The following is a 22751-nucleotide window of genomic DNA, read 5'->3' as shown; positions in this document are numbered from 1 at the left end:
CAGAATCAGCGATTCTGGCTGACCTTCAAATCCTCAATGACCATCATTGCGTGATTATTGCTGATTGTCGTTGTGACTTTGTGAAGGCAGCCCCTACTGACCATCGAATCTTAACCCACATTTCATACCTCTATTTTAAACCAAACGGCCAGATACATGGCGGTAAATCAGCAGGGGAATATCCTTCCCTCATATATTAATATGTAGGCTTAATCTTTTTCTTGATAAGAATTCAGCCAATGAAGCGTAAATGGCAGAATCATGACAAAAATGTAATCATAATGTAAGGTTTGTTTATTTTGAGTGTGAATACAATATAAAAATCCGATCTTTAATGAAGTTTCAATAAGGAGAACATGCGGACAATTAAACAATGTGGATTTATCAGCTATGAAGCAATTAAGTTTAGTTAATGCATATACATTGATTTACACGCAATGTTTTACATGTTTCAACGAACATAATATCCAATAAGGGTGTTGTTTATGAAAAACATGCTGACAGGATTTTTGATTTTTATGTCTTCTGCTGCATATGCGGATATCAACTTATATGGGCCAGGAGGTCCACACACTGCTCTGCTCGATGCTGCCAAACTTTATACTAAAAAAACCGGTGTCACGGTTAATGTTCATTATGGCCCACAAAAAAAATGGAATGAAGAGGCCAAAAAAAATGCAGACATTTTGTTTGGATCTTCCGAGCAATCTGCTTTGGCGATTATTCGGGAGCATAAAGATAGATTCAGTGAGAAGGATGTTCAGCCGCTTTACCTGCGTAAAAGTATCTTACTGGTAAAAAAAGGTAATCCGAAAAAAATCCGGGGAATTGATGATCTGACAAAACCTGGTACTGGAGTCATCGTTAATGATGGCGGAGGCACCAGTAATACATCAGGAACAGGAGTCTGGGAAGATATTGCCGGACGTAAAGGCAATATAGAAACAGTCGCTGGTATCCGGAAAAACATCATCTTATATGCACCTAATAGCGGAACAGCTCGTAAGGCACTGGAAACTCAACCCGAGGCAGATGTCTGGATTACCTGGGCAGACTGGGCAGCCAGTCACCCGGATATTGGAGATGTAGTTGAAATATCACCGGACTATGTTATCTGGCGAGATATGAATATTGCTGTACGTCAGGATGCAGATGCGGGAACACGCCAGTTTGCAGCATGGTTGCAAACTGATGAAGCAGCCCTTGTATTCAAAAAGTATGGCTGGACCAAAAAAGGATAAATATAAGAGTTAAACAACTGACAGTAATAATGCCAGACCTGAGTGGAAAAACTGGCATTATTACTTCTCTGCGAGAATTGCTGATCACATACTTCGGTAACACATAAAGTGTCCGCGCCAGCAATATTAAATAGTAAAAAATAATCAGCAATCCCCGGGAGCCGCGCTTATACGAGCGCAAACCTGCGCGCCACTTGCCTCACTCTGGAAGAAACTGGCTCCGTATCCTGTGTGCTCCAGGCATTCCGTCTGCAATTATAATAATGGATATACTATCTTGTCAGCAAATAGATCCGACAGAACGATATAAAGGATCATAGTGACAGATCAGAATTCTAAATAACCGATAGTGACAATGCTTACCCTCTCTTCTCCTGATAGCATAATACGAATACACGCCCACCTAAGGAAAACTTTTATTTAATAAGAATGTTCTTGCAGCCATGCAATCATTAATTTAAGCTGGTTTCACCAGGCTTCTTACTCAACTCTGACAAGAGTACTGAATTATACTTTTCTATATAAGATTTCATTTTTACTGTAAACTTCACCCCGGGAACCCATGAAATAAAAACCATCACCCCCATAAATATAAAGATATTAACAAACACAACATAAGGCATGTATACCAGAGACAGTTTAAAACGTAGATATATCTCCAGACTTATTATCAAGGCATTTAACATACCGATAAAACTCATTGCATAATGTTCTTTTCGTGCATTATTGTATTTCTTCTCATCAAAAACAACGACACCTTTATTTTCTGTTAACCACCGCCTCCAGTTATAAAAATAACGCGTGCGCAGATTATTTTGCTTTGTTAACTCCATAGCAATATTTGCAAGCGTCGGCGTCTGCATCCCTGTCAGCCACATATTATCTTGCTGCCTTAATTCCAGTAGTACCCGAGCATAGGTTTCGGGTGATGTGTGTTTTTCATTCATGATATGTTTCAGCCTGTTTTTCTTTCTTACCCCTGAAAAAAACAGAAAAATAAAATAAATATTACCAGAATTAATCCAGCGATATGCTAAAAAAACAAGAACTATTCCCAATATTCCTTGCACACCCCATTTTTCTATAATATTTAGAATAAGAACCGTGATATCTGTCAACATGTAATCCTGTATCCTTTAGCTTTTTGTTTTATCCGACACAGTCCATGCAGGGCTGAAATCCTCTCCATGAAACAGCTCCGTCAGCCCACTAATCTGTTTCAGTCTCAGCACTTCATCCTGGTCCATACCCAACTCTGTGCCAATACGCTCATCTGTCCAGCCCAGACGCGAGAGGTCCCTGACAATGTCAGACATTGAGGTTATCTGGTGTTTCCCCCTGGCCCGGTTATGTCGGATGGTTGCAGCAATGCGTGAGGCCTGTCCCTTTCTTTCCGGATTAATACAAGTCACTGGCAACCAGCCCTTCAGACGTTTTCCCGTATCTGCTTCCCTGCCCAGTAATTGACGATGAAAACCATCCACGACCAGATAATGCTCCTTCTCCTCTGACACCACCACTGGCTGTGTGAAACCATCTTTTTCCAGTGACTGCTTCAGCAGTTTCTTCTCACCCGGTGCCATGACATTGGGGTTATAATCGTTGGCCACCACCTCATCCGCTTTCACCCACAGTACACAGTCCACAGGCTCCTGTGCAAAAGGACTGACCTCATGAAGCACCCTGCGCAGATGATTCAGAGCCTGTATGGTCTCTTCTTCAGTTCGTACCTGACTGAAATACTGACGAATCATGTTACCCAGTATCTCCGCTGTCACAGAATCCCCCATTCCTTCCTTCTTTCTTTCATACGCTGCAGATAACGTTCATAGTGCCGGGGTTTGTTCGGACTGAAGGAGAGGGTCCGGCACCAGAAATCATTCTTTATGAGTGTCTTACAGATACGTCGCCAGGACAGGATATCCCGGCTCCCCAGGTCATTCTCCTGTTCATCCGGGATGTCATCCGGGAAGCCCCGCGTCTGATACCAGCGCAGGTAGACAGCAATTTTATTACGGTAATGTTCTGCCGTTCTTTCCGGCATCACATCCAGCAGGAACATCGCATAGCTACGCCAGGTATGATGAGGCGGCTTCGTGATACGCTTACGCAGGGCAAAATAGGCACCACTCTCATTGGCATAAAGCGCCCCGCTGGCAGCCCCTGACACCCGTTCACACATCCTGGCCCAGGTTTCCGGCTCCAGAACATGGTAAAGCCACAGTCCCTTACGCTGTTCAGGACCAAAAGGTTCACAGACACGCATGTTGCGTAACGGCACGCCGGCACGGTACATCAGGTCATACAGAGGATTGTAGATGGCACAGGTTCTGGCGTTATATATCCAGATATCGCGGGCTTTCCAGTCATATAACGGATACATGGTGTAATAAAACCCTTCAGGCGACGCTGTGGTCCAGGGTTTATCATCTGCATATCTCAGTTTGCGCTGAGATACCAGTCCCATAAAGCAATTGAGCGATTCATCAGCACGGACACCAGTCAGTATTGCCACTCCACACCGGTTACCGGCAAACCAGGAAGAAAATGCCGGAACAAATTCTTCAAACGTCATGGCATACCGGTAAAAGGGAAAATACGTCATGTCTGTAATGGCCTCTTCCGGTGGCTGGCGAACCCAGGTCACTCCTGGCTCCCAGCATATCCACTCCGGCTGAAACTGCGAGACGCCGTTTACCGTAGTCAGGGGAAGGGCCACCCAGTAAAAGGTATCTGTCACATCCCGGTACATTTCCCGCATCTTATGAACATGTTCAATGGTGCACTGGTACTGAGCTTCCCAGTCAATGAACAGTACAGAGAAACGATGGTTTTTCCTGCGGGCCACATCCGCCACAAGATGGAAGAGTACGGTTGAGTCCTTTCCTCCGGAAAAGGACAAACAGACAGAAGGGAATGTATCAAGCAGCCATTCAATGCGGTGAATAGTTGCTGACAAAACATTTTCACCTGTTCTGATTTTTATTATAGTCCCCGACATATATTCAGATATAAAATACTTATCCTGTAATATCCTTAATAATAATTATGTAACCAGCCAGTAGCAAACCATACAACAAACCAGAGTCCCATCATTGTGACAAAACTCATAAAACCTGACGTTGTCTGAGTTTTAAACTTCATTCTGTCTCTCAGTGATAATGCTATCGCAATCATCTTACATGCCGTGTATAAATTACCGTATCCTACATGAAAAACAAACAAGAGAAAAAGAATGGTTAACTTTTTCTCATCGTTAAAGGGAGCCCCCCCCTTGTATCCCGCTCTGAACCAGGAGGATAATGAATACCCTGCAAACAATTCACCTGTCACAAAAACACCTGACAATAAAAAGCAACCAACAACATCAGTATCCGTGCATCCGGTTATTACTTATTACTCCTCATTCAAACTATTATTATCAAATTTAACCCTGAATCTGAATGGTGTTGTTTTAAAATACTTTCTGAACTGACATATAAAATACGATGCATTTGCATAGCCACATAAAGCAGCGGTTTGAGAAACAGAGTGACCACTTTTTATAAGAGAATGTGCTTTCTGCATTCTCATGTCTAACATTATTCTGGAAAATGACGAATTTTCTGCCTTCAGTTTTTTCTTCAATAAGCTCTCACTGATATGGATCAGCGCACACACTTCTTTTATTTTCCATGCCTTTGACAAATCCGTGCATATAATTCTTTTCACTTTTTGAACTGTTGAACCCACTGTTTTTAACACAAAAGAAACAAATCCTCTTTGCGTTGAAAATAAAGAAACACATGAAAATATTATCATTTCATAAAAGGCAGCTGAACGCAGGGAGTTTGTATTGATATAGCTAAAAACAGAATTTATTAACTCATAATCAGGAGAGGATACACGCATGAGCCCTGAACTTCCCCCTCTTTCTTTTCCCGATAAGTCACCATGTTTTTCCATGTAACTTGCCAATAACTTCTCACTGATAAAAATCTCTGACACAAAATTCATATATGGCAAAAACCTCTCCCGCGCGACGAAGTCAATTAACAAAAGCTCTCCTTTATTAAAAGGCTCAATTATTTCTGCTCCGGCAATACAAAATGGTATATTGACAAGAATAATAGAACAAACCTTCTTCACGCCAGTGCTCCTCCTTAGAATAAAATTGATTTTACTTTATCACAGTAAGAAATCATCCGCTAACAACGTCAGTGGATTATCAGGAGTGCTGACTGGCATGTATAACAAACGATCTTTCTGTCAATTTTACACAACCTGATGTATGCACTCGTCAAAGATTACATCACTGCCTCCGGATATTATCGTTATGCCCCGGCCAACATGAATTCATATTTTTTTGAAAAAATGACACTAACTGATAGCAATCAAAGAATCACCCAGACACACCAAGTTTCGTTTTTTCAGCAATAACCAACTAATTACATGATCGACTTTAATTATATTTACAACAAAATGGACTCCCCCTCTCCGGACTTCTCTCAAATTCCTGCAGACAATCTCCCTTCAGAAAACACAAACAATTCACTGATTCCTGTATTTTCGCACTTTCACCTACCATAGTAACACCCTGCATCTCTGCCAGTCCGACAACAACCAGGGTGTATCTTTATTCAGAATGCCCTGTGTGAAACTGTTGTCCATTTTTATATAACTGTTCGGGAAGCACTTCAGGAACAACAACACAGAATATCCGGATCCAGAATCATCCTGGTCAAATCCAGCACCGGTATCAATCAACTGGTTCAGTATCCTTTCAGTCTGACTCCCCATGTAAAATAGTTGTTGTACCATCACATCCAGACAGCAGGGCCATCGTCACGTTCACTGCAAACCGGAAATCACGAGGCAGCATAGCTTTAACTTCCGAAAGCCCGCCCTATCACCGCACGGTTCAGAGTTTTTTTCGTCAGAGACAACAACAGAGCAACAGAAAATACGGTCCACGCTCCCCTTACTGAACGCATGCATCTGTCTCTCTGCGGATAAAAAATCACTGTCCATACTGTCGGTCTTCCATTTTATGAACCTCCCGGTCCAGCCCGGTCATCAACAGCATCCTGAAATCCCTGACGCCCACATTCTCTGCCAGCCGGGCATAATGCCAGTACAGCCCCCGCTCACTTTGTTTCAGGTTCAGGGGACGATCTCTTCCTCTCTCAGAAAGACGCTTCAGTGCCAGTCGTTGTCCGGACGTCAGGCAGAATTTACCGGTACGGGCTGTGTTTCTGTTCAGTGTAATACGGACTGTTCTTTCCAGGTCCGACAGAGGTATGCATCCGCTGTACACCGGGCAGGTATTTCGCAACACCTTCAGCATCTCCAGCCTTTCCGGCACCAGAACCAGCATTTCACCGGACATTTCTTCTGGTCAGCACGGCCAGGACGACGGAAACCACATACCGCTTCAGGCAACTGGCGCTGGGGAACTACAGGCTGACAGTCCGGGCGGTAAATGCGTGGGGGCAGCAGGGGGATCCGGCGTCGGTATCGTTCCGGATTGCCGCACCGGCAGCGCCATCGCGGATTGAGCTGACGCCGGGCTATTTTCAGATAACCGCAACGCCGCATCTTGCCGTTTATGATCCGACGGTACAGTTTGAGTTCTGGTTCTCGGAAAAGCGGATTGCGGATATCAGGCAGGTTGAAGCCAGCGCGCGTTATCTTGGTACGGCGCTGTACTGGATAGCCGCTAGTATCAATATCAAACCGGGCCATGATTATTATTTTTACATTCGCAGTGTGAACACCGTTGGCAAATCGGCATTTGTGGAGGCTGTTGGCCAGCCGAGTGATGATGCATCCGGCTATCTGGATTTTTTCAAAGGAGAGATAGGGAAAACCCATCTGGCTCAGGAGTTGTGGACGCAGATTGATAACGGTCAGCTTGCGCCTGACCTGGCTGAAATCAGGACGTCCATTACGGATGTCAGCAATGAAATCACGCAGACCGTCAATAAGAAACTGGAAGACCAGAGTGCAGCGATCCAGCAGATACAGAAGGTTCAGGTTGATACAAATAATAACCTGAACAGCATGTGGGCTGTGAAGCTGCAGCAGATGCAGGACGGACGCCTTTATATCGCGGGTATTGGTGCCGGTATTGAGAATACCCCTGACGGTATGCAGAGTCAGGTGCTGCTGGCGGCGGACAGGATTGCGATGATTAATCCTGCGAATGGCAATACAAAGCCGATGTTTGTTGGTCAGGGCGATCAGATATTTATGAATGAAGTGTTCCTGAAATATCTGACGGCTCCCACCATTACCAGCGGCGGTAATCCTCCGGCATTTTCCCTGACACCGGACGGGCGGCTGACGGCGAAAAATGCGGATATCAGCGGTAACGTGAACGCGAACTCCGGGACGCTCAACAATGTCACGATTAATCAGAACTGCCGGATTCTGGGAAAACTGTCAGCCAACCAGATTGAAGGCGATATTGTTAAAACGGTGGGAAAAGCCTTTCCGAGAAATAGCAGTTATGCCAGCGGTACAATAACGGTCACGGTGTACGATGACCAGGCTTTTGACCGTCAGATAGTAATCCCCCCCGTTCTGTTTCGCGGTGGTAAGCATGAAAACTTCAACAGCAACAACCAACAGTCATACTGGTATTCAACCTGTAAGCTGCAGGTGCTGAAGAACGGACAGGAAATCTTTCAGCAACCCGCGACGGATGTCAGCAGGGTATTTTCATCAGTCATTGATATGCCTGCCGGACACGGCCATGTCACCCTGACTTTCAATGTTTCTTCATATGGTGCAAATAACTGGACGCCAACGACCAGTATCAGCGACCTTCTTGTTGTCGTGATGAAGAAATCAACAGCCGGCATCAGTATCAGTTGAATTTTAAAACCCCAAATTCGGGCACCAGAAATGGTGCCTTTTTTATTTGTGGAGTGAATATGGCAGTACAGATTTCAGGTGTGCTGAAAGACGGTGCAGGAAAACCGATACAGAACTGCACCATTCAGCTCAAAGCAAAACGTAACAGCACCACAGTTGTGGTGAACACGGTGGCCTCAGAAAATCCGGATGAAGCCGGACGTTACAGCATGGATGTTGAGTATGGCCAGTACAGCGTCGCCCTGCTGGTTGAAGGTTTTCCGCCTTCACATGCCGGGACCATCACCGTGTATGAGGATTCTAAGCCGGGGACATTGAATGATTTTCTGGGCGCTGCAACAGAAGATGATGTTCGTCCGGAGGCACTGTATCGTTTTGAAAAGATGGTGGAAGAGGCGGCACGCAACGCTGAAGCCGCCTCTCAGAGCGCAGCGGCAGCAAAGAAATCAGAAACAGCAGCGGCATCGTCCAGGAACGCGGCGAAAACATCAGAGACGAATGCAGGTAACAGCGCGAAAGCGGCAGCTTCTTCAAAAACAGCCGCACAAAATGCAGCAACAGCGGCAGAACATTCAGAGACAAATGCCCGTGCGTCAGAGGAAGCCTCCGCAGACAGTGAAGAGGCTTCCCGCCGTAATGCAGAGTCAGCCGCTGAAAATGCCGGAATCGCCACCACAAAAGCGCGGGAGGCCGCAGCAGACGCAACAAAGGCCGGGCAGAAAAAGGATGAGGCTCTGTCGGCAGCGACACGAGCAGAAAAGGCGGCAGACCGCGCAGAAGCCGCAGCGGAAGTGACTGCAGAGCCCTATGCGAATATAGTGCCGCCGCTGCCTGATGTATGGATACCGTTTAACGATACACTGGATATGATTACGGGGTTTTCGCCATCATATAAAAAGATTGTTATTGGTGACGATGAAATAACAATGCCAGGCGACAAGATTGTTAAGTTTAAACGTGCTTCAACAGCAACGTATATTAATAAGTCCGGCCAACTCAAGCTTGCTGAAGTTGATGAACCGCGATTTGAGCGCGATGGCTTATTGATTGAAGGACAGAGGACAAATTATCTGAGGAACTCAAATAAACCAGACTCATGGACTGTTCATTCCGCACTGAATAAAACATTTGGCACTGATAAACAGGGGTTCAATTATGCCACGGTGACACCCACGGAAAGTATAGTGGGAACAACAGGTGGCTATACTGTGCATGGTGTGGTTGCAGCAGACAGATTCCCGCTGGCAAGTGGTGAATGTTTCACTTTTTCGTGCCGGGTTAAAGGCGCTAAAGCACGATGCAGGTTAAGAGTTTCAGTTATTATTGGTGGAACAGATACCTTCTCTGCTGACTCTTATCTTGATCTGGATACCCGGATCGCAACAGTAAGCGGTAATACATCCCTTATAACAGCCAAAGCTGAACAACAGGGCGAGTGGACCTACTATGAGGCCACTTATACAGCTAATACGGACATTGATACCGTTAACTGTGCTTTTTATATGACAAATAAAATAAGTAATGAGCCATTCTATGATGACTCAACATTAACCATGACGACGCCGCAAATTGAACTGGGCAATACGGCATCGTCATTTATTGTAACTACAATGCCAACAACACGCGCAAGTGATGTGGTTACTATCCCATCGCAGAATAACCTGTCAACACGGCCTTTTACGGTATTGTGCGAAGTAAGCAGGAACTGGAGTACACCGCCCAATGTTGCGCCAAGGATATTTGATGTTGGAGGGCACAGTATTGATGATAATTATTTATCGCTGGGGTTTGTTTCAACAGGAAAGATAAGCGCCAACGTAGGAATGGTTCAGCCACAAATTGCCTCAGATGGAGAAAGGTTCATTGTGGGTGTGAGAGCTAAATCTGATTTATCAGTAAATGCAATATGCAATGGTAATTATACAACAAACCTTAATGGTAAAATATTTGGAGTTACAGCAACATCGTACCGGTTTGGTGGGCAGACCGCAGCAGGAACGCGTCATTTGTTTGGACACATCAGAAATTTCAGAGTCTGGTTTAAAGAATTAAATGACAGGCAAATCAAGGAGGCAGTATGAAAGATTTAACTTTGAAATTTCCTGGAAACAGAGAGTTTAAATCCTTCCTGTCATCTCTTGACTGGGAGGAAGATGAAGACCTCCAGAATAAACTGTTAGTCGATGAAATTGGTTTCACCTACACAGAAACAGGGGTAACTGAAGAGGGAGAACCTGTCTGTATCCGGAATGACGGTTATTTTGTCAACATTCGCATTCTTGATGACTTGTTTGATGTTTCTGTATTCTCTGATTATGTCGTGGAGCTGGAAACACCGCTTCGGGAATGGAGCTGAAAGGAGGAAATAATGGATATAAGCCCCTTACTTCATGCACTTTGTGCTGTGGCTGCGCAGATACTGGTTGGTCTTTTTACCGGAAACTGGGCTTACGGAGCGATAGCTGGTTGTACGTTCTTCATTGCGCGTGAACACACCCAGGCAGAATATCGCTGGATTGAAATGTTCGGACATGGCAAGCGTATGAATATGCCGTGGTGGGGCGGTTTTGATCCGCGAGCTTGGGATGTGGCAAGCCTGATGGATTTTGCTGTGCCGGTGGTGGCGTGTCTGCTGGTCTGGCTGTTGGTTAATCGTGGGTGAAAAAAGGTGAGCTGTATATGCAACGGAGGAAGAAACCCCGTTGCTGGAAGCCAGGAAAAAGTATCGGGTGTTGCTAAACCGTGTGGACACTTCCGTAGCACCAGATATCGAGTGGCTTATTCAACCATAATAAACAGTATGTATATCATAGGTTATTAATTGTGAGTTTTTTCGGTGTGTTATTTGTTTGTTTGATGTTATGCTTTTGCGCCCCAAAAGGTTGTTTAGATGTATTTTATCAATTGATTTTCAATATCGTTTAATAAAGAAAAATTAAGCAAGCTGAATGTTGGTTTTTTGTTAATTGAATGGTTCTAATAATGTTTTTTTACTGTTGTTGAATGTGACTTGATAAGAAATGCAAGTAAAAATGATACTCTTTTTATTTTAAATTCAAACGGTTGACATATATATAGCAAGAGGTTTCAGGTGCGTTGTAGTGAGTTTATGTTAATAAAAAGCATGGTAATCGTTGAAAAAATGTAACTTTGAAATACGTTAAAATAAAAAACAATATACATATAATAATTTAATCTTAAATGAAATTTATTAAAATTTGCAAACTATAATTTTGTGTATAAAAATATAAATGCACATCATCCTGATTATGATTGTGTATTTAATTGGTTGTTATTTGACTACTATCAACTTGTTTTAATTTTATGATAGGTGCAAGATGGATTATGTTTGCTCCGTAGTTTTCATCTGTCAATCATTTGATTTAATTATAAACAGGAGAGTTATCTCGTTCAAAAAAAATTCATTGTTTATTGTAAGCGACAAAATTAGAAGAGAGTTACCAGTATGCCCCTCTAAACTAAGAATTGTTGATATAGATAAGAAAACATGTTTATCCTTTTTTATCGACGTGAATAATGAGTTGCCTGGCAAATTTACTCTTGATAAGAATGGCTATATTGCTGAAGAGGAACCTCCATTATCGCTTGTTTTTTCTCTGTTTGAAGGGATTAAAATAGCAGACTCACACTCCCTTTGGTTAAAAGAAAGACTATGTATATCCTTACTTGCCATGTTCAAAAAACGCGAAAGTGTAAATTCATTTATACTAACAAATATAAATACATTTACCTGTAAAATTACTGGAATAATCAGTTTTAATATTGAGCGGCAATGGCATTTAAAAGATATTGCGGAATTGATTTATACGAGTGAAAGTTTAATAAAAAAAAGATTAAGGGATGAAGGAACGTCATTTACTGAAATATTGAGAGATACTAGGATGAGGTATGCAAAAAAACTCATAACTTCAAACTCTTATTCTATCAATGTCGTAGCCCAGAAATGTGGCTATAACAGTACTTCATATTTCATATGTGCATTTAAAGATTATTATGGTGTCACGCCATCTCATTATTTTGAGAAAATAATCGGCGTCACAGATGGAATAAACAAAACAATTGACTGATAATATTTATTACAAGTTGTCTACATGTTAATTATAATATTATATAGCGTGTTTTTTGATGTGATATTCTGGAACCATTAATTTGTAATTGGGTTGCTGTCGCCTATTTTATACACACTATAATTGATGGTTTTCTATGTGATTTAGTTAATAACCTTCTGGGTTTATTTTAAGGGTTAATTGTTACATTGAAATGGCTAGTTATTCCCCGGGGCGATTTTCACCTCGGGGAAATTTTAGTTGGCGTTCTTAAAATGTGTACTTAAGACCAGCAGTAGTGATGAAGTTATAGTTTTCTATGCCTGCTCCATTTTTGCTGTAGTCTGAAGTGTTATTATTGTGATCATAAAGTGAAGTATTACCTTTTTTATTCGTAACCCGATTCCATGCGCCTTCAACATAAACTTTTGCGTTAGGTGTGACGTAATAACCTGCATTGACTGCAACAGAATAGTAATTTTGGTCTTTGACCTTACTGCGATAAGTGATTCTTTTTCCCGGGTCATAGTGTTCATCGTTATCAGATGATTCCACCCAGCCGCTGTATTTAAATGTGCCACCTAGCTCAAAATCTTCATAACGATAACTTCCAGTCAAGCCAATGTAGGGCATTTTAAAACGTTGTTTGTAGCCGATTGCTCTTTCTCCATTCGGGAAGGAGCCGATATCATCTCTGAATCCCTCCTCAGAACTGTAGATATAGGAACCACCTCTGGCTGTAAAGCTATAACGGCTTTCCTGATATCCGGCCATGAGTCCCAGGCGGTAATTGGGTTCGTTGAGGAGCCAGCCTTTGATATTCAGATCAAATTCGTTGGCATAATTGAGTTGTGTATCAGGATGTCTACTTTCATCCGTCCAGGTTCCGGGGTTACTGGAATCCATCCAGTCCTGATCGACCATATTGCCACCTCGGCTGCCGAGTGTTGTCCAACCAGCAGCCCCGATAGATATCTGAGGCATCAAATCCCAATTAATTGCACCTTTAATAATTGCAGCGTTATTGAATTTCCAGTCAAGTTGACTGACTTTTCGGCTTCCTTCTTCGGCTAGATAAACACGCTCTTTTGTTTTTCCGCTCAGAGTTCCAAGACTAATGTCCGCATTTATGTTGTCAGGAGTAAACGATAAAGTCTCGGTAGAAGCAAAAGAGTTGATCGCAATAGGGGTTGTCAGGACTATTCCCAGAAGTTTCGCCCGCATAAAAGTTCTCCATTCAATCGTTTTAATGATTGAATATGTATTTTTTATATCTAACTTAATGAGTCAATTACATATTGCTCCACTGTTTATATTTTGTTTAGTATTGAATGATTATCACAATGCGCTATCTGTTTTTGGTTTAATTATCTGTTATTGTTTCATATTGCGGTTTTACTGTGTGGTTTTTTTATGATTTTGTGGTGCTTTTATCTATTTAAGTGCCATGCCTTTAGAGGCATATAAGCGAAAATAGCATGAGGTTTATCCTCAATTACTATGTTTTTTAGTACAAAAAAGAGGGACAAAACTGAGACACATAAGGCCTCACAAAGGTCTGCAAGGCCTCACATGTATTGAGATGTTAATAAAATGTAGGCTTGTAATTTTGATATAAATGGTAGATAAAACCTTTCCCCAAAATAAAAACGAACGTCAATGAAATCAAACGGTTGAATAAAGTTGATTTTGGCTAATAAAAAGACAATAAAATAATTTTTATCATTAAATATCAATGAATTGAACTTAATGTTTTTATATACTGCTGCGCCATATGGGCTGGACTGAAGCCGCAGACCTGATTGTTAAAGGTATGGAAGGCGCAATTAACGCTAAGACCGTAACCTATGACTTCGAACGTCTGATGGAAGGCGCTAAGCTGCTGAAATGTTCAGAGTTTGGTGATACGATCATCAAGAACATGTAATTACTACATGTGTTAAATATTGTAACGGGCGTATAACACGCCCGTTGTTTTATGTTAGTTTGCTAACGGTTATCAAAATAAGTTATCAAAACCTCTTAGTTGTTTGGGGTCGGTTGGTCAGTCAGATGACAGTTCTACTGCCAGGTTCCTATTAGACATTCCTCTATTTGGTGGACGCTCGTTAATATTTAGATCCGCTATGTGTCAGGTGCGGACATTGTTATAAATGCCAATTGATATAACGTCAGCTCGTTTATCTCATCTTACAGAACCTCAACAACTTCAAACTCTTCCATAATCAACTCCATATCTTCAGAAAAATGACCTTCCTGGGTGAAAAATCGTTGATGCTCTCTCTGCCAATATTCAAGGCTCAAATCGCCTTCACCTTCCTTGCGAGCTAACTCGGCAGTAACATCACAAAAACACACCAGTTGCATCGACACCAGCCTGGTCACGCATACCGGTACATCCTGGCCGTCAAGGATGATGTTATAGCTCCCAATCCTTGGGGCAAATTCTTCCTTCTGATAAGAGGCATAAGAGCCACAGGAGGCCGTTTTAATCCCTTTTTCTATAAGTGCTGCAAGCTCGTTAGCCAGTTCAGGGCTGTCGCCCATTTGCCAGGCATTCGCGTCCGGATATTTCATCTTTAGTTCATCAACCTTACCCATTACACGTCCTTTCTGATTGTAAATAATAGAGAAATAGCTGAGCATTAATTGTTCGAATATTAACAGTGATGCTTTCTTGCTAATATCATAGTTCGTTTTTCGCTCAAAGCGGGCTGTTTGGTTCTTTTTCATGTGGGGTGAGAAATTCAAGGAGGCGTTGAGACGTTTAAATTTTCACAACGCTACTTTGCGCCATTCTTTACCTCAATTATCATGATAACGATCGGTTTGACGAAAGTGATCGCGCCTACGCGGATATTATCGTGAGTATGCTTCATCGCCATTGCTCCCCAAATACAAAACCAATTTCAGCCAATGTCTCGTCCATTTTTTCGATGAACTCCGGCACCATCTCGTCAAAACTCGGCATGTACTTCTCATGTCAGGCTACTTATTTCCTGAACGGGGTTTTGCTATCACGTTGTGAATTTCAGAAGCGGTAATGACGCTGAGCCGTAATTTGTGCCACGCATTATCTCCCTGTTTGACAGCCCTCACGTCGATCCCGGTACGCAGCAGGATAATGTCCGGTGCCATGACGCCACCTTCTGCTCTGTGGCTTTCTGTTTCAGTAACCAGTATAAATCAGGCAGCGGCTAAAGTGGCGCAGACAGGAATTCAGGTTATCGATGGTATATAAACGAACATCAATGAATGCACCGGGATGAAACCGGTGAGTTAAGTTCAAACTGTAGTACAATTCTCTCCGGTATTAACAGGAAAGACTATGCTATGAATCCTTATATTTATCTTGGTGGTGCAATATTTGCAGAGGTGATTGGTACAACCTTAATGAAGTATTCAGATGGCTTTACACGGCTATGGCCCTCTGTTGGTACAATTATTTGTTACTGTGCATCATTCTGGTTATTAGCTCAAACATTGGCTTATATTCCTACAGGGATTGCTTATGCTATCTGGTCAGGAGTCGGTATCGTCCTGATTAGTTTACTTTCCTGGGGATTTTTCGGCCAGCGTCTGGATCTGCCAGCCATTATAGGCATGATATTGATTTGTGCCGGAGTGTTGGTAATTAACTTGTTGTCACGAAGCGCACCACATTAAAAATAATTTCTTTTTAATCAAATGGAATATGTCAGCCCGCATGTAAATGCGGGCTGCTTTTTACAGGTTAGCGTTTGGGTTTTGTTGTTGGGTGGTGGTTTTCATAGGGACTTCCAGATTTTTAGTAAACCACTCAACAACCCTGTTTATAATAATTGGCTGATACCATGTATTATCTCCATGCTCAGCCCCTTCTACCAGCACGTACTCAGCATTATTGCCGTTCTTTTTCAACATTCTGAATAGTTTGGCACTTTGCTCCGGTGAAACCAGAGTGTCTTTGCTACCATGCATAATAAGAAATGGGGGTTTTACTCCTTTCATATGTCCGATTGGGCTGGCGTTTAGCGCTTTTTCTTTTGACGCTGTGATGGGGGCTCCCGCAAAACTTCTGAATGCAGGGCCATTGATCATTAAAGCTTCGGTTACGGCAGGAGATCGATGAACCTCCTGCACTGATTCAGGGAACCCCTCACCAATATTCAACAAGTCAGAAATCCCATAAAGTGTGGCAACTGCCTGAACATCTGATGATTGCTGAAGAAAGTCACCTTTATCAAAGGTTTTGTCACCATTTGTAGTTCCCATCATCTGGGCAAGCCATCCACCGGCAGAGTCACCCAGAACTCCGATTCTTTGAGGATCAACCCCATAATCGCTGGCATGCTCTCTCAGGTAACGTATTGCAGCTTTTCCATCCTCAACTGGCGCTGGAAATGTATCAGGAATTGTTCTGTATTCTACAGCGGCTACAACAAAACCAGCTTCTGCCAGAGCCATTCTCATTTCAATAAATTTGTCATGTTCAGAAGACATGAATCCGCCGCCAGGATAATAAATAATGGCTGGTTTCAAATCATTTGTTCGCGGGACAAGAACTGACATGTGAAGCTGTCTGACAGAACGGGTCCCTTTTATCTGGGAATAAACAACATCACCAATAAGATCGACCTGGTTTCTGGTCGATGAAACATTAATGACATCTGCACCAGGGGTGTAACCAGGAAGATTAGTCTGGACAGTTGTTGAACAATTCCCGACCGACATGACTACTGACATACCATACAATAATGTTGCGGATGATAGTATTTTGTTAATTTTCATATTTTACATGCCTTGACTTATCGGATGAAATTTTCTTAGCGAATTTAACGGCAACTTAAGAGTTGTACAACAGGAGGCATCTTAGGAAACTCAACAAGATGCAAAAAATCCTTGTCAGTGAAATTGCGCGTATTCTGGTTCAAGAATAGCCGTCTATAAATCATACTAACTTATGCCAGCATGACTAATAATAAACCTAAAATCTATTTAGATAACATCAATATGATTCGTGCATATTATGGCTAATGCTGGGGTCTATTTTATAATTATGATTGCTTTTGCATGAACATTGCGTCTTTATGCATAATGAGATAAAGGAATATCAAATAAAATAACGATAGGTCATAACAAAGAGGTTTTTATGAAAAAACTTATCGTTTCAAGTGTATTGGTATTCATCACATTTTCTGCGCAGGCCGCAGAGTTTCAGGTCACAAGTAGTGAAATAAAAACAGGAAAACAACTTACAAAGTCTCATATCTTTTCCGGATTTGGGTGTGAAGGTGGCAATATATCGCCCTCATTAACCTGGTCTGGTGCCCCTGAGGGCACTAAAAGTTTTGCCGTAACTGTTTATGATCCAGATGCACCTACTGGTAGTGGTTGGTGGCACTGGACTGTTGTTAATATTCCAGCAACAGTAACATATTTGCCTGCTGATGCAGGAAGACGTGATGGTACAAAACTGCCGACAGGTGCTGTTCAAGGCCGAAATGATTTTGGCTATGCCGGATTTGGTGGTGCATGTCCTCTGAAAGGGGATAAACCGCATCATTACCATGCTTTGTCGCTCACTTTTATCTTTCCAGCAACAATCACTAAGAATATCAAATAATTATCAATAGTTACGACGACTGGAACGGATACATAGTTATATATTCGATAATTCAATTATATTCAGCGTGTAAATAAAACCACCAACAACAGACACGCTACCGCCTCCATATAAAAATGGATACCTTATAAAATTGAGTTCTTACATAGAAAAGGCTGAAATATTGTGTGTTTTTAATTATCAACTAAAAACACAATATCTTTTTATTAACACCAATACACCTTATCGCATTAGATTCATTAACAATGAATTATTCTTAATATATCAATAAAGTATATATTACTCTCTTTACTATCTACTTTTATTGAAGTAGCGATATTAATAGCAAAATTCGGAATTTATTTAGATGCTGGAGTGAGCAAAAGTGATAGCGACTTTCTCACTTTACACTGAAGTTACAGGAAAGAGTGTAATGGGGTATCCAACCTAACCAGAGATTTCTGACGATAGAGCCGCTTAGAGAGACAATGAGGATAACCGCATTCTGAATTACCCTTTTAAAAGGGTACTAGCGAAACTTGAAAATAAAACAGTGATGAAATGAAGGCGTCATGAGATCCGTTGATACAGAACGCCTAAGCCAGCCCCGTATACAAGGCTGGCTTAAATGTGCTAGCAATCAGTAAAAATCACCGGTTGCCTTTTCGGCTTGATCCATCCACACCGGTTTATCGCTGGTTTTCGACCAGACGCGGTGCAGGTAGCTGTAAAAGCGGGCGCGGTCTTTCCAGAAAAGCATGAAAGGCAGCGCCAGAACGCCCGCTGCAACCGCATAAGTACGGCGTAAAAAGATAAGCCATGCAGGATATTCTTTATAGAGTTCCATACTTTTCTCCCCCTTTTTTGTATCTACCCGGTGAATGACACCGGAAAAATGAATTCGTTTATCTGATGAAAATAGTACCGCCTTTTGTGTAATTTTACTACTCATCCGACCACTTATTTTTACTTATTGATGGTTTATTTACATTCACCGTGTAATTAAGTTACATAAAAGTTAAAATGATACTAACCATTAGTTAAATCATGGCTTTTGCCATTTTTATACTTTTTTTACACCCCGCCCGCAGATTTTTGCGAAATCTTTGCAGCCACAATTCTACCCTTCCGGTATCACTTTTAGGCCACTGGAGGTGCACTGTGAGTGCAGGCGTGATAACCGGCGTGTTGCTGGTGTTTTTATTACTGGGTTATCTGGTTTATGCCCTGATCAATGCGGAGGCGTTCTGATGGCTGCGCAAGGGTTCTTACTGATCGCCACGTTTTTACTGGTGCTGATGGTGCTGGCGCGCCCTTTAGGCAGCGGGCTGGCACGGCTGATTAATGATATTCCTCTTCCCGGTACGGCAGGCGTTGAACGCGTACTCTTTCGCGCACTTGGCGTCTCTGACCGTGAGATGAACTGGAAGCAGTATCTGTCTGCCATTCTCTGCCTGAACCTGCTGGGACTGGCGGTGCTGTTTTTCATGCTGGTCGGTCAGCACTATCTGCCGCTTAATCCGCAGCAACTGCCGGGTTTGTCGTGGGATCTGGCGCTGAATACTGCTGTCAGCTTTGTCACCAACACCAACTGGCAGTCTTACAGCGGCGAAACAACGTTGAGCTATTTCAGTCAGATGACGGGCTTAACGGTACAAAACTTTCTTTCTGCCGCCAGCGGGATTACGGTGATTTTCGCCCTCATCCGCGCGTTTACCCGCCAGAGCATGAGCACACTGGGCAATGCCTGGGTCGATCTGTTACGCATCACGTTATGGGTATTAGCCCCAGTGGCGTTGTTGATCGCCCTGTTTTTTATTCAACAAGGTGCGCTACAAAACTTTCTGCCTTATCAGGCTGTGACAACCGTTGAAGGGGCACAGCAATTGTTACCGATGGGGCCGGTGGCTTCTCAGGAAGCGATCAAGATGCTCGGTACTAATGGCGGTGGTTTCTTTAATGCCAACTCGTCGCATCCGTTTGAAAACCCGACCGCACTGACCAACTTCGTGCAAATGCTGGCGATCTTCTTGATCCCAACGGCGCTTTGCTTTGCCTTTGGCGAAGTGGCGGGCGATCGTCGTCAGGGGCGCATGTTGCTGTGGGCAATGTCGGTGATTTTTGTCATCTGCGTGGCCGTGGTGATGTGGGCAGAAATTCAGGGTAATCCTCATCTGTTGGCGCTGGGCGCAGACAGCAGCATCAATATGGAAGGTAAAGAGAGCCGTTTTGGCGTACTGGTCAGTAGCCTGTTTGCGGTCGTGACTACGGCGGCTTCCTGCGGCGCAGTGATTGCGATGCATGATTCGTTTACCGCTCTCGGCGGCATGGTGCCGATGTGGTTGATGCAAATTGGTGAAGTGGTATTCGGCGGCGTGGGTTCTGGCCTTTACGGCATGATGCTGTTCGTCCTGCTGGCGGTGTTTATTGCCGGGCTGATGATTGGTCGCACGCCGGAATATCTGGGTAAAAAAATCGACGTGCGCGAGATGAAACTGACCGCGCTGGCGATTCTGGTTACCCCAACGCTGGTGCTGATGGGCGCGGCGCTGGCGATGATGACCGATGCCGGACGTAGCGCCATGCTCAACCCTGGCCCGCATGGTTTTAGCGAAGTGCTGTACGCCGTGTCGTCCGCCGCCAACAACAACGGCAGTGCCTTTGCCGGATTAAGCGCCAACTCACCGTTCTGGAACTGCTTACTGGCGTTCTGCATGTTTGTCGGGCGCTTCGGGGTGATTATCCCGGTGATGGCGATTGCCGGTTCGCTGGTGAGTAAAAAGAGCCAACCCGCCAGCTCCGGTACACTGCCAACGCACGGCCCGCTGTTTATTGGGCTGTTAATCGGCACCGTGTTGCTGGTTGGCGCACTGACCTTTATCCCTGCCCTGGCGCTTGGTCCGGTGGCGGAATATCTCTCCTGATGATATTGAGTGAGCACTGAATATGAGTCGTAAACAACTGGCGCTATTCGAACCAACACTTGTCGCCCAGGCGCTGAAAGAAGCGGTGAAAAAATTAAGTCCGCAGGCGCAATGGCGCAATCCGGTGATGTTTATCGTCTGGATCGGCAGTCTGCTGACCACCTTTATTAGTATCGCGATGGTGAGCGGTGCGATGCCCGGCAATGCGCTATTTAGCGCGGCAATTAGTGGCTGGCTTTGGGTCACCGTGCTGTTCGCCAATTTCGCAGAGGCGCTGGCGGAAGGCCGCAGTAAAGCGCAGGCCAACAGTCTGAAAGGGGTGAAAAAAACCGCCTTTGCTCGCAAGCTGCGCGAGCCGAAATATGGTGCTGTGGCAGACAAAGTTCCGGCCGATCAACTGCGTAAAGGCGACATCGTGCTGGTAGAAGCGGGCGATATTATCCCTTGCGATGGTGAAGTTATTGAAGGTGGCGCATCGGTCGATGAGAGCGCCATCACCGGGGAATCGGCACCGGTGATCCGTGAGTCCGGCGGCGATTTTGCCTCCGTCACTGGCGGCACGCGTATTCTTTCTGACTGGCTGGTAATTGAGTGCAGCGTTAACCCCGGCGAGACGTTTCTGGATCGGATGATCGCGATGGTGGAAGGCGCACAACGACGCAAAACGCCGAACGAGATTGCCCTGACCATTCTCCTGATTGCCCTGACCATCGTCTTTTTACTGGCAACCGCAACGCTATGGCCATTTACCGCCTGGGGCGGTAACGCAGTCAGCGTGACGGTACTGGTAGCGCTGCTGGTCTGTCTGATCCCAACAACTATCGGCGGCTTGCTGTCAGCTATCGGCGTCGCCGGGATGAGCCGGATGCTGGGCGCGAATGTGATCGCCACCAGCGGACGTGCAGTTGAAGCTGCGGGCGACGTGGACGTCCTGCTGCTGGATAAAACCGGCACCATCACCCTCGGTAACCGCCAGGCATCAGAGTTTATCCCCGCGCAGGGCGTGGAGGAAAAAACGCTGGCCGACGCCGCACAACTGGCTTCGCTGGCCGATGAAACGCCGGAAGGCCGCAGTATTGTGATCCTCGCCAAGCAGCGTTTTAACCTGCGCGAGCGCGATGTGCAGTCGCTCCATGCCACCTTTGTCCCCTTTACTGCGCAAAGCCGGATGAGTGGGATCAACATTGATAACCGCATGATCCGTAAAGGTTCTGTCGATGCCATTCGCCGTCATGTCGAGGCTAACGGTAGCCACTTCCCTGCCGATGTCGACCAAAAAGTCGATCAGGTTGCGCGTCAGGGTGCCACGCCGCTGGTAGTGGTAGAAGGTTCTCGCGTGCTGGGCGTTATTGCGCTGAAAGATATCATCAAAGGTGGCATTAAAGAGCGTTTCGCCCAACTGCGCCAAATGGGCATTAAAACGGTGATGATTACCGGCGATAACCGTCTGACCGCCGCCGCCATTGCAGCGGAAGCGGGCGTCGACGATTTCCTTGCCGAAGCGACACCAGAGGCCAAGCTGGCGTTGATTCGTCAGTACCAGGCGGAAGGCCGTTTGGTGGCAATGACTGGCGACGGCACCAACGATGCCCCAGCGCTGGCGCAAGCCGACGTCGCGGTGGCGATGAACTCCGGCACTCAGGCGGCGAAAGAAGCGGGCAATATGGTGGATCTCGACTCCAATCCGACCAAGTTGATCGAGGTGGTGCATATTGGCAAACAGATGCTGATGACCCGTGGTTCGCTTACGACCTTCAGCATTGCCAACGATGTGGCGAAATACTTCGCCATTATTCCGGCGGCGTTCGCGGCAACGTATCCGCAGTTGAATGCGCTGAACATCATGCGCCTGCATTCGCCCGACTCCGCCATTCTCAGTGCAGTTATTTTCAATGCCTTGATTATCGTCTTTTTGATTCCCCTGGCATTAAAAGGCGTGAGTTATAAACCGCTTACCGCTTCTGCCATGTTGCGCCGTAACTTATGGATTTACGGTATGGGTGGGCTGCTGGTGCCGTTTATCGGTATCAAAGTCATTGATTTACTGCTGACCGTTTGCGGTCTGGTGTGAGGTTTA

Annotated in this window: 19 protein-coding genes and 8 pseudogenes; 14 read left to right on the top strand and 13 right to left on the bottom strand. The window is 44.5% G+C overall.

The annotated features are described in order from the left end of the window. Window positions 1–17 precede the first annotated feature (17 nt). A pseudogene (locus ESM_RS1000000129735) lies at window positions 18–101 on the bottom strand (hypothetical protein); the annotation flags it as partial. 384 nt (window positions 102–485) lie between these two features. On the opposite strand from ESM_RS1000000129735, the gene ESM_RS0121545 reads away from it, so the two are divergent. Continuing rightward, on the top strand, window positions 486–1241 hold the full coding sequence (locus ESM_RS0121545; protein ID WP_000794180.1) for a substrate-binding domain-containing protein: 756 nt from the start codon (window positions 486–488) through the stop codon (window positions 1239–1241). Between the two features lie 452 nt (window positions 1242–1693). Here the strand turns inward: ESM_RS0121545 and ESM_RS0121540 are convergent, their stop codons facing one another. The 6 genes and pseudogenes from ESM_RS0121540 to ESM_RS1000000129250 form a co-directional block, all read right to left on the bottom strand. Continuing rightward, window positions 1694–2362 carry a hypothetical protein gene (locus tag ESM_RS0121540; protein ID WP_000954496.1) on the bottom strand — a complete coding sequence of 223 codons (669 nt, stop codon included), beginning with the start codon at window positions 2360–2362 and terminating at the stop codon, window positions 1694–1696. Between the two features lie 15 nt (window positions 2363–2377). After that, window positions 2378–3031: an IbrB-like domain-containing protein gene (locus ESM_RS0121535; RefSeq protein WP_000502832.1), complete on the bottom strand. Its 654-nt coding sequence runs from the start codon at window positions 3029–3031 to the stop codon at window positions 2378–2380. After that, entirely contained in the window at window positions 3016–4242 is a 1227-nt protein-coding gene (locus ESM_RS0121530) for a phosphoadenosine phosphosulfate reductase (RefSeq protein WP_000017074.1), read from the bottom strand. Before ESM_RS0121530 ends, ESM_RS0121535 begins: the two co-directional genes overlap by 16 nt. A gap of 35 nt (window positions 4243–4277) precedes the next feature. After that, a complete protein-coding gene (locus ESM_RS01000000125530; RefSeq protein WP_000145459.1) occupies window positions 4278–4574 on the bottom strand; it encodes a hypothetical protein in 297 nt (98 codons plus the stop codon). Window positions 4575–4637: 63 nt separating this feature from the next. After that, complete coding sequence (locus ESM_RS0121520) at window positions 4638–5369, bottom strand: helix-turn-helix domain-containing protein (protein WP_000754865.1); 732 nt, start codon at window positions 5367–5369, stop codon at window positions 4638–4640. A gap of 871 nt (window positions 5370–6240) precedes the next feature. Next, a pseudogene (locus tag ESM_RS1000000129250) lies at window positions 6241–6612 on the bottom strand (hypothetical protein); the annotation flags it as partial. Between the two features lie 2 nt (window positions 6613–6614). On the opposite strand from ESM_RS1000000129250, the pseudogene ESM_RS01000000125515 reads away from it, so the two are divergent. The 7 genes and pseudogenes from ESM_RS01000000125515 to appY form a co-directional block, all read left to right on the top strand. After that, window positions 6615–8099: pseudogene (locus ESM_RS01000000125515) on the top strand (phage tail tip domain-containing protein); the annotation flags it as partial. Between the two features lie 59 nt (window positions 8100–8158). Continuing rightward, window positions 8159–8522 (top strand): annotated as a pseudogene (locus tag ESM_RS1000000129730) (prophage tail fiber N-terminal domain-containing protein); the annotation flags it as partial. Window positions 8523–8965: 443 nt separating this feature from the next. Then, window positions 8966–10180, top strand: a complete 1215-nt coding sequence (locus ESM_RS1000000129725) for a phage head spike fiber domain-containing protein (protein ID WP_420315587.1) — start codon at window positions 8966–8968, stop codon at window positions 10178–10180. Beyond that, a complete protein-coding gene (locus ESM_RS0121495) occupies window positions 10177–10455 on the top strand; it encodes a hypothetical protein (protein ID WP_000654170.1) in 279 nt (92 codons plus the stop codon). The genes ESM_RS1000000129725 and ESM_RS0121495 overlap by 4 nt, the downstream gene beginning before the upstream one ends. A gap of 12 nt (window positions 10456–10467) precedes the next feature. Further along, complete coding sequence (locus ESM_RS0121490; RefSeq protein ID WP_000355360.1) at window positions 10468–10761, top strand: hypothetical protein; 294 nt, start codon at window positions 10468–10470, stop codon at window positions 10759–10761. Between the two features lie 19 nt (window positions 10762–10780). Next, window positions 10781–10891: pseudogene (locus tag ESM_RS1000000127310) on the top strand (tail fiber assembly protein); the annotation flags it as partial. A 546-nt stretch (window positions 10892–11437) separates the two neighbouring features. Then, on the top strand, window positions 11438–12187 hold the full coding sequence (gene appY / locus ESM_RS0121485; protein WP_000386784.1) for a DNA-binding transcriptional activator AppY: 750 nt from the start codon (window positions 11438–11440) through the stop codon (window positions 12185–12187). A gap of 249 nt (window positions 12188–12436) precedes the next feature. Here appY and ompT read toward each other — a convergent pair whose 3' ends face one another. After that, the gene (gene ompT / locus ESM_RS0121480; RefSeq protein ID WP_001201818.1) at window positions 12437–13390 is read right to left on the bottom strand and encodes an omptin family outer membrane protease OmpT; all 954 of its coding nucleotides are present in this window, start codon (window positions 13388–13390) and stop codon (window positions 12437–12439) included. Between the two features lie 535 nt (window positions 13391–13925). Between ompT and ESM_RS1000000127305 the strand changes: the two are divergent. Further along, window positions 13926–14093 (top strand): annotated as a pseudogene (locus ESM_RS1000000127305) (NADP-dependent isocitrate dehydrogenase); the annotation flags it as partial. A gap of 263 nt (window positions 14094–14356) precedes the next feature. On the opposite strand, the gene ESM_RS0121470 reads toward ESM_RS1000000127305, so the two are convergent. From ESM_RS0121470 to ESM_RS1000000129720, 3 genes and pseudogenes are all read right to left on the bottom strand, one after another. Next, window positions 14357–14767, bottom strand: coding sequence for an ASCH domain-containing protein (locus tag ESM_RS0121470; protein ID WP_001516236.1), 411 nt, complete (start codon window positions 14765–14767; stop codon window positions 14357–14359). A 182-nt stretch (window positions 14768–14949) separates the two neighbouring features. After that, complete coding sequence (locus ESM_RS1000000128620) at window positions 14950–15045, bottom strand: DUF1317 family protein (RefSeq protein ID WP_010380789.1); 96 nt, start codon at window positions 15043–15045, stop codon at window positions 14950–14952. Between the two features lie 112 nt (window positions 15046–15157). Next, a pseudogene (locus ESM_RS1000000129720) lies at window positions 15158–15304 on the bottom strand (exonuclease); the annotation flags it as partial. Window positions 15305–15499: 195 nt separating this feature from the next. On the opposite strand from ESM_RS1000000129720, the gene emrE reads away from it, so the two are divergent. Beyond that, on the top strand, window positions 15500–15832 hold the full coding sequence (gene emrE, locus ESM_RS0121450; protein WP_001070432.1) for a multidrug efflux SMR transporter EmrE: 333 nt from the start codon (window positions 15500–15502) through the stop codon (window positions 15830–15832). A 60-nt stretch (window positions 15833–15892) separates the two neighbouring features. Here emrE and ESM_RS0121445 read toward each other — a convergent pair whose 3' ends face one another. Then, window positions 15893–16936 (bottom strand): alpha/beta hydrolase, encoded by a 1044-nt coding sequence (locus ESM_RS0121445; protein WP_000700206.1) that lies wholly within the window; start codon window positions 16934–16936, stop codon window positions 15893–15895. Between the two features lie 361 nt (window positions 16937–17297). On the opposite strand from ESM_RS0121445, the pseudogene ESM_RS01000000125510 reads away from it, so the two are divergent. Beyond that, window positions 17298–17714, top strand: a pseudogene (locus tag ESM_RS01000000125510) (kinase inhibitor); the annotation flags it as partial. Window positions 17715–18390: 676 nt separating this feature from the next. Here ESM_RS01000000125510 and ESM_RS0121435 read toward each other — a convergent pair. Further along, the gene (locus tag ESM_RS0121435) at window positions 18391–18597 is read right to left on the bottom strand and encodes a YbfA family protein (protein WP_000424791.1); all 207 of its coding nucleotides are present in this window, start codon (window positions 18595–18597) and stop codon (window positions 18391–18393) included. A 314-nt stretch (window positions 18598–18911) separates the two neighbouring features. Here ESM_RS0121435 and kdpF point away from each other — a divergent pair, with 314 nt between their 5' ends. The 3 genes from kdpF to kdpB are packed head-to-tail and all read left to right on the top strand — an operon-like array spanning window position 18912 to window position 22745. Then, window positions 18912–19001 (top strand): K(+)-transporting ATPase subunit F, encoded by a 90-nt coding sequence (gene kdpF, locus ESM_RS01000000125505; RefSeq protein WP_001272653.1) that lies wholly within the window; start codon window positions 18912–18914, stop codon window positions 18999–19001. Continuing rightward, a complete protein-coding gene (gene kdpA, locus ESM_RS0121425; RefSeq protein WP_000741116.1) occupies window positions 19001–20674 on the top strand; it encodes a potassium-transporting ATPase subunit KdpA in 1674 nt (557 codons plus the stop codon). The genes kdpF and kdpA overlap by 1 nt, the downstream gene beginning before the upstream one ends. Window positions 20675–20696: 22 nt before the next feature. Further along, the gene (gene kdpB / locus ESM_RS0121420; RefSeq protein WP_000087925.1) at window positions 20697–22745 is read left to right on the top strand and encodes a potassium-transporting ATPase subunit KdpB; all 2049 of its coding nucleotides are present in this window, start codon (window positions 20697–20699) and stop codon (window positions 22743–22745) included. Window positions 22746–22751: the final 6 nt, after the last annotated feature.

It is taken from the genome of Escherichia sp. TW09308, from assembly GCF_000208565.1.
GTDB classification, from domain to species: domain Bacteria; phylum Pseudomonadota; class Gammaproteobacteria; order Enterobacterales; family Enterobacteriaceae; genus Escherichia; species Escherichia marmotae.
Note: the sequence above shows the minus strand (reverse complement) of the source record. Positions and strands in the feature narration are given on the sequence as shown.

What these genes read in the sequence shown, in the direction of transcription:
- ESM_RS0121495 (WP_000654170.1), top strand. Translation starts at nt 10,177, where the DNA reads ATGAAAGATTTAACTTTGAAATTTCCTGGAAACAGAGAGTTTAAATCC.
- ESM_RS0121530 (WP_000017074.1), bottom strand. Translation starts at nt 4,242, where the DNA reads ATGTCGGGGACTATAATAAAAATCAGAACAGGTGAAAATGTTTTGTCA.
- ESM_RS0121470 (WP_001516236.1), bottom strand. Translation starts at nt 14,767, where the DNA reads ATGGGTAAGGTTGATGAACTAAAGATGAAATATCCGGACGCGAATGCC.
- ESM_RS0121490 (WP_000355360.1), top strand. Translation starts at nt 10,468, where the DNA reads ATGGATATAAGCCCCTTACTTCATGCACTTTGTGCTGTGGCTGCGCAG.
- ESM_RS0121545 (WP_000794180.1), top strand. Translation starts at nt 486, where the DNA reads ATGAAAAACATGCTGACAGGATTTTTGATTTTTATGTCTTCTGCTGCA.
- ESM_RS0121435 (WP_000424791.1), bottom strand. Translation starts at nt 18,597, where the DNA reads ATGGAACTCTATAAAGAATATCCTGCATGGCTTATCTTTTTACGCCGT.
- kdpB (WP_000087925.1), top strand. Translation starts at nt 20,697, where the DNA reads ATGAGTCGTAAACAACTGGCGCTATTCGAACCAACACTTGTCGCCCAG.
- ESM_RS0121445 (WP_000700206.1), bottom strand. Translation starts at nt 16,936, where the DNA reads ATGAAAATTAACAAAATACTATCATCCGCAACATTATTGTATGGTATG.
- emrE (WP_001070432.1), top strand. Translation starts at nt 15,500, where the DNA reads ATGAATCCTTATATTTATCTTGGTGGTGCAATATTTGCAGAGGTGATT.
- ompT (WP_001201818.1), bottom strand. Translation starts at nt 13,390, where the DNA reads ATGCGGGCGAAACTTCTGGGAATAGTCCTGACAACCCCTATTGCGATC.
- ESM_RS0121535 (WP_000502832.1), bottom strand. Translation starts at nt 3,031, where the DNA reads ATGGGGGATTCTGTGACAGCGGAGATACTGGGTAACATGATTCGTCAG.
- ESM_RS1000000129725 (WP_420315587.1), top strand. Translation starts at nt 8,966, where the DNA reads ATGATTACGGGGTTTTCGCCATCATATAAAAAGATTGTTATTGGTGAC.
- appY (WP_000386784.1), top strand. Translation starts at nt 11,438, where the DNA reads ATGGATTATGTTTGCTCCGTAGTTTTCATCTGTCAATCATTTGATTTA.
- kdpA (WP_000741116.1), top strand. Translation starts at nt 19,001, where the DNA reads ATGGCTGCGCAAGGGTTCTTACTGATCGCCACGTTTTTACTGGTGCTG.
- ESM_RS1000000128620 (WP_010380789.1), bottom strand. Translation starts at nt 15,045, where the DNA reads ATGAAGCATACTCACGATAATATCCGCGTAGGCGCGATCACTTTCGTC.
- ESM_RS0121540 (WP_000954496.1), bottom strand. Translation starts at nt 2,362, where the DNA reads ATGTTGACAGATATCACGGTTCTTATTCTAAATATTATAGAAAAATGG.